11 protein-coding genes and 2 tRNA genes are annotated in these 11,676 nt (G+C 52.9%); 5 read left to right on the top strand and 8 right to left on the bottom strand.

Annotation, left to right across the window (positions count from 1 at the left end):
• Nucleotides 1-150: 150 nt before the first annotated feature.
• The 4 genes from P8T57_RS14940 to P8T57_RS14925 form a co-directional block, all read right to left on the bottom strand.
• A complete protein-coding gene (locus tag P8T57_RS14940; RefSeq protein ID WP_082822540.1) occupies nucleotides 151-1,479 on the bottom strand; it encodes a methyl-accepting chemotaxis protein in 1,329 nt (442 codons plus the stop codon).
• Nucleotides 1,454-1,978 carry a PAS domain-containing protein gene (locus P8T57_RS14935; RefSeq protein WP_007090791.1) on the bottom strand — a complete coding sequence of 175 codons (525 nt, stop codon included), beginning with the start codon at nucleotides 1,976-1,978 and terminating at the stop codon, nucleotides 1,454-1,456. The genes P8T57_RS14940 and P8T57_RS14935 overlap by 26 nt, the downstream gene beginning before the upstream one ends.
• A gap of 278 nt (nucleotides 1,979-2,256) precedes the next feature.
• Complete coding sequence (locus P8T57_RS14930) at nucleotides 2,257-3,063, bottom strand: RlmE family RNA methyltransferase (protein WP_007090790.1); 807 nt, start codon at nucleotides 3,061-3,063, stop codon at nucleotides 2,257-2,259.
• Between the two features lie 59 nt (nucleotides 3,064-3,122).
• Nucleotides 3,123-4,301: a Ppx/GppA phosphatase family protein gene (locus P8T57_RS14925; protein ID WP_223305027.1), complete on the bottom strand. Its 1,179-nt coding sequence runs from the start codon at nucleotides 4,299-4,301 to the stop codon at nucleotides 3,123-3,125.
• 252 nt (nucleotides 4,302-4,553) lie between these two features.
• On the opposite strand from P8T57_RS14925, the gene P8T57_RS14920 reads away from it, so the two are divergent.
• The 3 genes from P8T57_RS14920 to thpD all read left to right on the top strand — a co-directional run bounded on the left by P8T57_RS14920 (nucleotide 4,554) and on the right by thpD (nucleotide 5,925).
• Nucleotides 4,554-4,627, top strand: a tRNA-Gln gene (locus tag P8T57_RS14920).
• 82 nt (nucleotides 4,628-4,709) lie between these two features.
• Nucleotides 4,710-4,783, top strand: a tRNA-Gln gene (locus P8T57_RS14915).
• 230 nt (nucleotides 4,784-5,013) lie between these two features.
• Nucleotides 5,014-5,925: an ectoine hydroxylase gene (gene thpD / locus P8T57_RS14910; RefSeq protein ID WP_341363559.1), complete on the top strand. Its 912-nt coding sequence runs from the start codon at nucleotides 5,014-5,016 to the stop codon at nucleotides 5,923-5,925.
• Between the two features lie 5 nt (nucleotides 5,926-5,930).
• Here thpD and P8T57_RS14905 read toward each other — a convergent pair whose 3' ends face one another.
• Nucleotides 5,931-6,605, bottom strand: coding sequence for a 5-formyltetrahydrofolate cyclo-ligase (locus P8T57_RS14905; protein ID WP_341363558.1), 675 nt, complete (start codon nucleotides 6,603-6,605; stop codon nucleotides 5,931-5,933).
• 133 nt (nucleotides 6,606-6,738) lie between these two features.
• Entirely contained in the window at nucleotides 6,739-6,945 is a 207-nt protein-coding gene (locus tag P8T57_RS14900) for a cold-shock protein (RefSeq protein WP_007090786.1), read from the bottom strand.
• A gap of 1,058 nt (nucleotides 6,946-8,003) precedes the next feature.
• Here P8T57_RS14900 and P8T57_RS14895 point away from each other — a divergent pair.
• Complete coding sequence (locus tag P8T57_RS14895; RefSeq protein ID WP_063093496.1) at nucleotides 8,004-9,032, top strand: GGDEF domain-containing protein; 1,029 nt, start codon at nucleotides 8,004-8,006, stop codon at nucleotides 9,030-9,032.
• 171 nt (nucleotides 9,033-9,203) lie between these two features.
• Nucleotides 9,204-10,238: a hypothetical protein gene (locus P8T57_RS14890; protein ID WP_341363557.1), complete on the top strand. Its 1,035-nt coding sequence runs from the start codon at nucleotides 9,204-9,206 to the stop codon at nucleotides 10,236-10,238.
• A gap of 85 nt (nucleotides 10,239-10,323) precedes the next feature.
• Here P8T57_RS14890 and P8T57_RS14885 read toward each other — a convergent pair whose 3' ends face one another.
• Both P8T57_RS14885 and P8T57_RS14880 read right to left on the bottom strand, forming a co-directional pair.
• A complete protein-coding gene (locus P8T57_RS14885) occupies nucleotides 10,324-10,641 on the bottom strand; it encodes a hypothetical protein (protein ID WP_007090783.1) in 318 nt (105 codons plus the stop codon).
• Nucleotides 10,642-10,725: 84 nt separating this feature from the next.
• Entirely contained in the window at nucleotides 10,726-11,349 is a 624-nt protein-coding gene (locus P8T57_RS14880) for a LysE family translocator (protein WP_007090782.1), read from the bottom strand.
• Nucleotides 11,350-11,676: the final 327 nt, after the last annotated feature.

Here is an 11,676-nt window from a genome sequence, read left to right as displayed (position 1 = left end):
TTTATTGCTGCATTATCCGGGCAGTTCCGTTAGAAACTGGTAGATGGGGCTGCTATCTGGCGCAGCCCCATTTTTATGCCCGGATCACCCCCGAATTTTGCAAGGCAGACCAAGCGTTTGCCGCAATCGCGAAAGCCGCCCGCCCCTGTTTTACGCGGTCGCAGCATCCGGAACGTTGAGCACCTTGTCGATAAACCGGCGTACATCACCATCAAGTGAATCGGCCTGCCCCAGAAGATTTGTCGCCTCGCTATGGAGTTGCAGGACGACAGAGCCGGACTCGGTCGTGCCGCTGGCAACGTCAGCAAGGATGGCCGCAATGGTTTGCATGCGTCGCACCGCCTGATCGATCCGGTCACTGATCGCACCGACAACTTCGGTCTGTTCGCGGGCGGCTTCGGCAACCAGACGCGCACCGCTATCGATTTCGCTGATCTTTTCATTGATCTCGCGCACCGATGAAACGGCTTCGCGGGTCATTGACTGCATTTCGCCGATTTCACCAATCACCTGTTCGGCGGCACGCGATGTCTGGGACGCCAGGTTTTTGACCTCGGTCGCGACAACGGCAAAACCCTTGCCTGCTTCGCCGGCACGGGCGGCCTCTATGGTGGCGTTCAGGGCCAGAAGATTGGTCTGATCGGCGACATCGGTGATCAGTTCGACCACCTTGGTCACGCGAAGCGCCATGTCATCAAGACGCGTGATGTGATTATCGGCAACACGGGCCCGGCTAACCGCGGCTTCGGCCAGTTCGGCGGAACCATTGATCTGCGCGCCGATCTGACGAATGGAGGCACTGAATTGTTCGGTGGCAACCGCGATGCCGTTCAGGGCCTCGGTACTGTCATCGGCAGCAAGGCGCATATCGTTGGCCTGTTCGGCGATGCGACTGACCTGCCGGGACAGAAAATCGGAACTGTCACTTAGCTGTTTTGCACTGTTCGAGACCGAACCAACCACCGACTGGATATCATCACCGATACGCCCGGCGCTATCGCTGAAGTTTCTGGTTTTTTCATGCATGGCATCAAGGGCGGCATTGACCGTCCCGGCATAGCCGATCAGATCACCGCGCAGTCCCCTTGGCAGGATTTTGCGATAATAGGATCCCCGCGATGCATGGCCCATGGCACCTGCGGCTTCCTTGGCGAACGCCTCGGTCAGGTCAAGCAACTGGTTCACCGCATTTTGCAGGGGCGCAAGATAACCCTGTGTTTGACGATTATTGACCCTGACACCCATTTTTCCATCGGCAGCGTCATGGACGATATCGTACAGTTCATCAATGATCCGCTTGTGACGCGTGATGGCAACCGCACCAATCAACGCCATGACCAGAAGCGCAATCGTCGCAATCAAAGAAACAAACGGTGCATGCGTTGGCGCCATCAGAAGTGCACCAATCAGACCAAAGGCCAGCATCAGGCCAGAAATCAAAATCCGTCGCAGATTAGAGAGTGAAAACAAACTGATCATAGTCGATGCCTGCCTGCCCCAGAAGATTACCAAGTTTTTGTGTACTGCGCGCCATGCCGTCCTTGCGATTACGTTCGCGTTCTTCTTCTGCACGAAGATCGGCATAAAGCGGGATAACCTGTTCAACCGCTTCGCGGCGAGGTACCCGACGATTGGAATGATAACCAACGATATTGCCATTCGGCCCGAAGGTCGGTGTGACATTGGCCAGCACCCAGTAATGATCCCCGTTCGCCGAGCGATTGATCACATAGGCGAAAATCTCGCGCCCCTTGGAAATCGTGTCCCACAGTAAGGCGAACACGCAGCGCGGCATGTCGGGATGGCGGATAATGCTGTGCGGCTGGCCCAGAATATCCTTTTCACGATATCCTGCGACCCGCAGAAAGACATCATTTGCGTAAGTAATACGTCCCTTGGTGTCGGTCTTGCTGACGATAATTTCATTATCGCCAAAATGACGTTCAACACCGGTCAGAAAAAGCTGATCCTGTTTCATCAATTGCACCCCGTTCACGGATCAATGGTCCCACAACCGATCCTGACATAGCGAAACCCCGCCCGGGTCGCGCAATTCTGCGTCAATTTCATCCGGTGCGGAGACTATTTGCTAGACCAATGTATAGAAGATGCCGGATTGCCACTTCTTGACTTAGCGCAATCGGATTGCGGAATATTTCACCCGCGACACAACCCAAGCGGGATGAAAGCGAATTTTTGCAAATAAAAAAGCGCGCCGATCTTGTGGCGCGCTTTGCATTTTACCTTTTCATGAACTTAGCCGACCGGCGACCAGCCGTCGTCTTCGCGCAACTCTGCATTGGCAATGTCATCGGCGGCATTGTTCTGCCCGCGGAAGCCGGTTGCAATCAGATAAGCTTCCGGGCTTTCGGGGCGTGATGCCGGTGGTTTGGCATGTTTGGATACGCGGAAGTTCTTTTTGACCCGATTCAAAAGATCATTTTCCGTACCGCCCTTGAACACCTTGGCGATGAAAATACCGCCCGGTGCCAGAACTTCTTCGGCAAACAGCAATGCATGTTCGACCAGATCGATAATACGGATATGGTCGGTCTGGCGATGGCCGGTGGTTTCGGGCGACATATCGGAAATCACAGCATCAACCGGCCCATCAAGGGCCTGCTTGATCATGTCGGGTGCTGCCGGGTCAAGGAAGTCGGCCTGCAAACAGGTTGCACCGGAAAGACCTTCCCATTCCAGAATATCAAGCCCGACGACCTGACCGCGTCCCTGTTTTGAACCGACCATGTCAACCGCAACCTGCGTCCAGCCGCCCGGTGCCGCGCCAAGGTCGACAATGCGCATGCCCGGACGCAGCAGATCGAACTGATTGTTGATTTCAATCAGCTTGAAGGCCGCACGCGACCGATAGCCAAGGCGCTTGGCTTCCTGCACATAGGGATCGTTCAGTTGCCGGTCGAGCCAGCGGGTCGAGGAAATCTTGCGTCCCTTGGCACTTTTGACGCGCGTCCGCAGCCCGCGCCGTGCGCCGGTATCGATCGCAGCAATGGCTGAACCCTTGCGGCGGCGCGTCCCGCCTTTTCCGCTGCTATTGTCGGTCATGTTCTTTACCTGAACTGAAACGTGTTAAAGGCCAGTACGATCCGATGGCGCGATGCCGATCATGGATTGGCCGAGATATGGGACACTGTATGACGTCGCGCATCGCACGGGTCAATAGCATGACCGTCTGCGCGCATCAAATCGACCAAGATTCCCTCGCGAAGGCCACGATCGGCAACTTTTAGCGTCGCCAAGGGCCAGATATCGCGAATCGCGGCAAAGATCGCCGCCCCCGCATCCATCAGCTCGGCCCGCTGATTCCCGATGCAGGGATGGCCTTTGCGTTTGTCAGCTTCCATGCGCAGCAGCAATTCGGTGACGCGTTCCGCATCATCGAACCGCAAATCCGATCCATCAACCTTGTGACGTTCGTACCGTTCAAGGCCAAGCGCAATACCGCAGAATGTGGTCACGGTGCCCGATGTACCAACCATCTGCACCTTGCCATCGTCAAGAATATCCGAGCAGCAATTGCGGCTGGCGAAATCGCGCAGGCGGTCGCGAATTTCAGTGCGCATTGCTTCGAACCGTTCGCGGCGCTGCTCGATCCCGGCATAACGTTCGGTCAGGCACAGAACCCCGCAGGGCATCGAAAGCGTTTCAATGCACTGGGTCTGGCCCATATTGTCGACCTTGATCCAGCAGATTTCCGTGCTGCCACCGCCAATGTCAAACACCACCGCATATGGGCGCTCGTCAAGCAAGGCAGAGCAGGCCTGAAGTGCCAAACGGCTTTCTTCGTCCGGATTGATGATTTTAAGTTCAATACCAGTTTCGTCAAAGACCTTCCGGACAAATTCATCGCGATTTTTGGCCGTCCGACAGGCTTCTGTCGCCACCGCATGCAGTTTTGCACCGGGATGCTTGCGCAGTTTTTTCGAACAGACCTTTAACGCGTCAATCGCGCGATCCATTGCCGCCTGACAAAGATAACCTTTTTCCCGCACACCTTCGCCAAGACGCACAACGCGCGAAAACGCGTCAATCACCTTGAACCCGTCTTTGCAAGGGCGCGCGACCAGCAGACGGCAATTCGAACTGCCCAGATCAATCGCGGCATAAAGCGGGGGATGACTGGTCGTGGGGTGCAGCGGGCGATCCACAACAAGGCTGTCGGCAGGCAAACTCGATGATGGCACAACGCACGGCGCATCCATCACGGCATTTCCGGCCATGGCAGCACCGCCTTCAGGGCGGATAGCCCTGTGCGTGTCGCTATGGGGAGATACCTGTTTCACCTGCTCTGATCTGCCTTGCTTGTCGGTTACAAATTCTTTGATCGCATCAACACGACAATTATATGACGTTCCCGCGAATCACACATATGAGTTTACCGACAATGTTGCACAAGGCAAATCCCGTATGCATTTAACTCATGGAGCAGCGGCTTCACCCCCGTGCCCAAAGACGTAACGGGCAAAAAAGGTCTTGCCAAAGTGCCATCGGTTTAATAAATAGCGGCCCACGCCACACAGCGTTCAAGGCTCTGTTGGGGAATAGGTTAACGGTAGACCTACGGACTCTGACTCCGTCAGTCCTGGTTCGAATCCAGGTTCCCCAGCCAGCCTTTGCTTGCTTTGCAAGCTATGGTGAGGTTCGTGTCGTACAAATATGTACCGAACAGTAAATCGCACCAAAACCCCTGCTGGGGAATAGGTTAATGGTAGACCCGCGGACTCTGACTCCGCTAGTCCTGGTTCGAGTCCAGGTTCCCCAGCCATCTTTCTGATCTGCATATCCCGAACCTTTACGATTTTTTTTTGCAGCACAAAGCCGTGATTGTCTTATGTGGTGCAACAGTCCTTTTCCTGTCAGGCAGGAAAGCCGGGAACGCAGAGAAAAGATATTTCACGCTTTTTGGAACCTGCCGCCTATGCGGCACGTTGGGCTATCACGATCTGTGACAAATCACAGGCAACGAATGCACATTTGGCAACAAAGGAGCATGAGATGCTTACCGATATGTACCGATCCCGAAACGCTTCCCATCCGACCATCATCGATCGTGTTGATCCGGTAATCTGGTCCGATCATGGCCATTGCCCGATGATCACGGCCGAGGATGAGAAGTTTTATGAAAAGAACGGATTTCTGTTTCTGAAAAATGTTTTCAGCGATGGGGAAATCGCCAAGCTCCGCCGCGAGGCAGGGCTGGTCGAAAATTCCGACCCGACCGACGAAGAGGTCATCTCGGAACCGGGCAGCGACGAAGTCCGTAGCGTTTTCCGTGTTCATGACAAAAGCGATGTGTTTTCGAAGCTGATATCAGATGACCGCCTGGTCGCGATTGCCGAACATTTCCTTGATGACGATATTTATATTCATCAATCACGGGTCAATTTCAAACCTGCCTTCAAAGGCAAGGAATTCTTCTGGCATTCGGATTTTGAAACCTGGCACACCGAAGACGGCATGCCCCGCATGCGTGCCCTTTCGATGTCGATCACTTTGACGGATAACTCGGCCCATAATGGCCCGTTAATGCTGATCCCGGGATCGCATAAAAAGTTCATTTCCTGCGTCGGAGAAACTCCCGATCAGAACTACAAAAACTCGCTCAAGATACAGGAAATCGGCACTCCTGATCAGAAAAACCTCTCGGAAATGGTCGATGAGAACGGGATTGTCGCACCAGTCGGCCCCGCCGGGTCGGTTCTGATTTTCGAATGCAACACACTGCACGGGTCGGGCAACAACATCACCCCCTACCCGCGGTCGAACCTGTTTTTCGTTTATAATGCGATGTCAAACAGGCTGGTTGCGCCATTTGGTGGTACGAAGCCAAGACCGAACTTTCTTGCCGCGCGCAAAGATATTGTTCCGGTACGTAGCGGCCGTCAAAAAATACAGGCCGCCGAATAACCCGCTCAGGATGACAGGAAGCAGGGCGGCGACGCTCCCTCCGCCCTGTTGAAATCGCCGGTTGCCTTTTCGCTTACCGGGCGTATGCCAGCCTCGGTCAGGATGATATCGACCGGAATGTCATATTCATGGGGAAAGATATCGGCGATGCGCGTGGCTTCAAAGCCGACACCGATAACAAGTGGACGAACCGCCATCGCGGCAAGTGTCCGGTCAAAAAATCCGCCACCATATCCCAACCGATAGCCACGACCGTCAAATCCGACCAGTGGCGCGATCATGACATGGATAGGCACGGCTTTGGTCCCGACCGGTTCGGGAATGCTTGCAAAGCCCGGGGCTATTTCGGTTTGCGGTGTCCAATCATGAAAAATCATCGGCTGTGCCTTAGCCGGTACGACTGGCAAGGCAGCCTTTCCGCCGCGCGCGATATGATCGACAATCACCGGGCGCAGATCGATTTCATTCTGGATCGGCCAGTAAAAGCCGACCGTCGCCTTTGGCCGTTCGGCAAGAATGGCCGTCATTCCATTGCAAACGGATACGGACCATTGCCTGTGGATGGCCGGATCGATACTGCCGCGCCATGCCAGCAACTTCTTGCGCACATTCTTGCGCCACTCAGATATTACGGCATCGTCTGAAACATTAGGCGGGGCGGGCAAAATGATCCGGGTCATGGGGCGTAACCTGATGGCGATGTCGGAAACGGGCGTGATAGACAAATTTAACGCAAAAAGGCCCTGAAACGAATAACGCGCCGGAGACCGGCGCGTTAACGGTTGTCAGCAAAAGCTGCAATCCAAAATCAAATTACATGATGGAGAGTTCTTCTGCCGACATGCGGCCGTTACGACCTTCAATCAGCTCGAATTGAACCTTCTGACCCTCATCAAGTCCCTGCAAACCAGCGCGCTGAACAGCGGTGATGTGCACGAATGCATCCTTGCCGCCTTCGTCCGGGGTGATGAAGCCATAACCCTTGGTCGCATTGAACCACTTAACCGTTCCGGTAGCCATATCCGTAGTCGTCCTTAGTTTTGGTAATCGCATTTCCCAAGCGCGGAAAATGCTTAAGTTACGTCCCTGCAATACGCTTTTGAACCAGCGTTAGAAACCTCAACCAGAAGGCAACAACACAGACCAAAGATGCACTGCATCGTTTCAACATTTACGCGAATTTGGACCTTCACGCAACGAATTCGTGTTTGAAGTTCTTTATTCAACCCTGATGGTTAGCCGGTATTTTGCGAATATTGCTTGCTGATCGATGTTCAACTTTCAGCACAACCTGATCGCGCCGGGGGGCACATTGATTTCGAACAAATTTCAATTTTGACCTGCCTTGTCGTGACAAGCTACCGCCTGGCAACCTGATCAAGATCAGTGAACCCGGCCAAAACGCTTGGATTTCCCTTGGCTTCAGACGGAAGCGGCATTATTCGAACCACATTTTTCCGACCTCAGATCCGTCACCATTCCCATTCAGACATCCACACGCAAGAAAGCAGGCCAGATCAATCTGTCCATACCGGATTTAACAAGCAACAGAGCGGACCATCCGTCGCACCGGGCGCGACGGCCAAATGTGAAAATTTTCACAAAATTGAACATGGAAAGATTGTTTTTCAATACCCCGACATATATCAGAAATCACTTTATTGCACCGAGTCCCTCGATAGTTTTCCAAAACCATACGAGAGGCCAAAAGCGAATCACATGGCGCTTGCCCCGGCTCCACACGAAATACCACCCGCAAATACACGATGCTTTCCCCGAACAACAAAACGGGAATATAAAAAATCAATATTCAATCAAAAGAACCAACCACCTGTAGCCGTTAGGATTTCTGGCGTCCCTGTCCGTTCGTATTTAGAATGTTCGATTTTGTCATAATTGTTGACGCGGTTTCTCGTGACAAGCAGAGGCAATTCGGTTGAAGATAGAAATAAATGTGTGAAAAGCAGCACGCAGTCACAACATATTAAAAAAACGAGCAAACCGGATAATTCCGGACGGATTGGGACATAAGCAGTTGGTAAAAAGGTTAAGCCGAAGACCGGATCGGAAAACATAAATTGACTGCCACGACAAAGATCGCCAATCCACGCGACATTGCGCACAATGTCATGACGCTGATCTCCGAGTTGAATCTGCAGCCCACGCCGCAGGTTTATCACGTATTTTACAGCTATCTGACCGATGAGATTCCCGAACTGAGCCAACTGATCAAGGTCTTGATCCGCAATACTCAGGAACTGGATGAAGAAACCGTTTTCCGGATTTACCACAAATTCCTTGGCACACATGCCCTGCAACAGCGACTGAATATGGGGGTCGAAGGATTACAGGCTGCGGTAGAACGGGTCGAAGAAGCTGTTCACAGCGTCCTTCGTGAAACCGAAGGCTTCTGCGAGCATCTCGACAATGCGTCAGATCGGTTAAGCTCGGACGATATAACGCTTGAAATCGCGCGCGATGTCACACGCGGACTTTCAAGTGCCACCCGCGATGCGCATGGCCGTTATAGTGAATTCAACGGTTGCCTTGACGAGTACCACAATGAAGTTCGCCGGGTTCGCAGCGAACTGGAACTGGTCCGCCGTGATGCATTGACCGATACCCTGACCGGGATAGCCAACCGTAAGAATTTTGATGCATCGCTTCGTGATGCGGTCACGACAACGATGGAAACCGGCGCCCCGTTAAGCCTTTTGATGATCGATATTGATCATTTCAAAAACTTCAATGACAATCACGGCCATCGTGCCGGGGACGGGGTTTTGAAGGCTGTTGCACGGGTTCTGGTCAATTCGACCAAAGGGGCGGATACCGTTGCGCGTTACGGTGGCGAAGAATTTGCCGTCATCCTGCCCGACACGACATTGGAAAACGCCACGAAGCTTGCCAACAAATTGCGCGACAATGTTTCAGGTCAAAGAATTATCAACAAGAAAACAGGCAAGGATTTCGGTAAGTTAACCGTTTCAATCGGCTTGACGTCTTATAAGCTTGGCGAGAATATACTGGAGTTTGTTGACCGTGCTGACGGCGCCCTTTATCAAGCCAAACAGGAAGGCAGAAATACCTGCATTATGATAATGTGACATATCTGTCAGGTTGAGACTGGAAACATCGATACGTTCTCCCAACCTTATCGGTATGAGAATATGGACACTACCAGTCCCGGGGGCTGCTGCAATAAACTGACCGTCAGCCCTATCGCAGGAGCTGACGATAAATCAGACCAGCAGTACCAATCCGGGCGGAGCAAATAAATGAACAAACCGATGCGCGAACGGAAACTTGATCTTGAACACAAGGTCTTCAAATCGTTCGAGGAATGCCATTTCCAAAAGTCCGACCTTTCGGAAGAGGCTCTTTTTGTGCTGAAAATGGCCGAAGGATCGGTTGTATCCCTGCCCCTTAAGGCGGTTTGCAAGGAATTCGGGATCGACCCGGATTCAAATGATGGTGAACTGATCGGCCTTGTCGACAAGTCACTGGATTTCGTCAATGTGCTGCGCCCCGGCGATGATTTGCCGCTCGAAGTTCTGACGGGCGAGGCGTCGTGGGATGTCGATGAAGATCACCGTGCAATCGCCTATAACCGCCTGACCATGCAGCTTGTCACCTGGATGTCCGGGAATGAAGAACTGATCACTGATCCCGAACAGCTGATGCAGATCGCCGAAGACCCAGGCACCAAGAAAAAGATCAATCAGGCATTCGACGAAGTCGCCGATAAACTCAATATCGGCCGCGAAAACCGCGAGGAAGTCGTCAATCTGGTTCATCAGGTCGCCGAGGAACTTTCTTATGTCGAAACGCTGCGCGACAAGTACCGCAATGTGAAAAAGATCGACACGAAGCTGCAGGAACTGCGCCGTATCTATGCACATGAAAAGGGCGTTCTGGAAACGGTCACACAGGTCATTCGCCTTATTGATGATGCGATGAAAAAGTTTGAAACCAGCTTTGACGAGATTGACGCCAATACCGGCGAAATCATGTCAGTCCTGCGTAACTTCACGACCCAGCGCCAGTATATCCGCAACAAGCGCGATGATCTGTATCGCCGTCTGCGGGCATGGGAACCGCTTTTTGAACGCTGGGATACGATGGCACTGGAACGGGGCGCACCGGCGGTGCGTCTGGTCCGCGATACATATCAGTTCCTTGCCCCACGTTTCATGAAGGTCAAGGAATGGCTGATGATGACAAAGGTGCAGGACGGGATTGTCGCAGGCCAAAGCTTCAAGAACGAAGACGAACGCATGGGCGCTCTCAAAGGCAAGATGATGCAGTGGTAACACTGATCCGACCTTGATCTCCCTGCCCTCAATTGCAAAAGCGCAGCCAATGCCGCGCTTTTTCTTTTGGGCGTTAAAGTCGTCCCTATTGCTTCATGATCTTTAGCGCGACATGCCCATCAATCATGGTAATCGACTTTTTCGAAGATGCCGGTACCGGCACGCGCACATCAATGCAATAGGCAATCAGGGCTGCCGCCAGTTCTGCACCTGCCGCCGGGACAATTATCGGGTCACCATGATCGGCAATGATATTGAGCCGTGCGGCAATTTCAGGAGATTTTTCAATTTCAAGCCTCCCGATCTGACCGGGCGGCAACGGCTTTCCGGTGCGGCGGCGATATCCGACCAGCGCCTTGATCAGCTCGCTTTCCTCGAAAATGATGCAGCGCAATTCGCGCATAATGGCTCTTCCTGCAAATAAACTTATACAACGATATAAGGCAGGATAATCCGATTTAAAGAGGTTTTACAAACAAATAGGCCCCTAGCTTGACGCCAGCCAGATCCCGACCGCGATCATCAGCGTCCCGGCGATCCGGTTAAGGATACGGACATTGCCGCTTTTTTCCAGAAAGTGTCGCAACGACCGGCCGCCGGTCGCATAAAGCGTCATGCAAATCAGTTCTGTCACCAGAATGATTGCCACCAGCACGGAAAGCTGCGGCGCGATAGCATGATCCAGACTGATAAAGGGTGGCAATAGAGCCACCATAAACGCCCAGCCCTTCGGATTGGCAATCGCAGTCACAAACCCCTGAGAAGCAAGCGCAAACGGTGTTGCCGGGCGGGAGGCATCAATTTCAGCGTTAAATGCCATGCGTCCGCGCGAACGCCACATCTGGATACCCAGCCACGCCAGATAGGCACCACCCACATATTTGAAAACAGCAAAGACCGCCGGATATTCCAGCATCACCGTTGCAACACCAAGGGCCGAGGCCACCACGACAATCCCCACGCCGACAAGTTCGCCCATCATCATCCAGACGGTACGGCGCACGCCAATCGTCATTCCCATTGTCAGCGCAAGGGTCATGCACATGCCCGGCGTGATCGAGACAAAGAAGGCCGTCGGGATAAAGGCCCCGATCAAAGACAGGCTTACCATCGTGTATATCCGTAAGTTGGTGGCGGCACTTGATACGAAACGTTATCGGAAAATTTTCTGGGGCATTTCGCATCGATACTGCAACAGATAACCAAGAATTTGAACACTTCAAGCGCAATCTTTGGCTTGGGTGGTTTGCCATTCTCGTATTTGATCAATTTAGCTCTATCCTATGCTGCACGCCGCCATATGGGCCCGCGACAATACCGTCGCGCTAATTTCCACCCTTAAAAGCGCATCAAAGATACAAAAATTACTTGACCTTGGCGGGCGGTCCGATGAAATTGGGTGCGTCGCCAGCACAGCCTGGCACTTCGATACCATTTG

This window comes from Thalassospira sp. SN3W, assembly GCF_038070535.1.
Lineage (GTDB): Bacteria > Pseudomonadota > Alphaproteobacteria > Rhodospirillales > Thalassospiraceae > Thalassospira > Thalassospira xiamenensis.
Note: the sequence above shows the minus strand (reverse complement) of the source record. Positions and strands in the feature narration are given on the sequence as shown.

Excerpts from the sequence above, each read along its gene's own strand:
- P8T57_RS14880 (WP_007090782.1), bottom strand. The coding sequence starts at position 11,349 with ATGGTAAGCCTGTCTTTGATCGGGGCCTTTATCCCGACGGCCTTCTTT.
- P8T57_RS14940 (WP_082822540.1), bottom strand. The coding sequence starts at position 1,479 with ATGATCAGTTTGTTTTCACTCTCTAATCTGCGACGGATTTTGATTTCT.
- thpD (WP_341363559.1), top strand. The coding sequence starts at position 5,014 with ATGCTTACCGATATGTACCGATCCCGAAACGCTTCCCATCCGACCATC.
- P8T57_RS14885 (WP_007090783.1), bottom strand. The coding sequence starts at position 10,641 with ATGCGCGAATTGCGCTGCATCATTTTCGAGGAAAGCGAGCTGATCAAG.
- P8T57_RS14905 (WP_341363558.1), bottom strand. The coding sequence starts at position 6,605 with ATGACCCGGATCATTTTGCCCGCCCCGCCTAATGTTTCAGACGATGCC.
- P8T57_RS14900 (WP_007090786.1), bottom strand. The coding sequence starts at position 6,945 with ATGGCTACCGGAACGGTTAAGTGGTTCAATGCGACCAAGGGTTATGGC.
- P8T57_RS14890 (WP_341363557.1), top strand. The coding sequence starts at position 9,204 with ATGAACAAACCGATGCGCGAACGGAAACTTGATCTTGAACACAAGGTC.
- P8T57_RS14930 (WP_007090790.1), bottom strand. The coding sequence starts at position 3,063 with ATGACCGACAATAGCAGCGGAAAAGGCGGGACGCGCCGCCGCAAGGGT.
- P8T57_RS14935 (WP_007090791.1), bottom strand. The coding sequence starts at position 1,978 with ATGAAACAGGATCAGCTTTTTCTGACCGGTGTTGAACGTCATTTTGGC.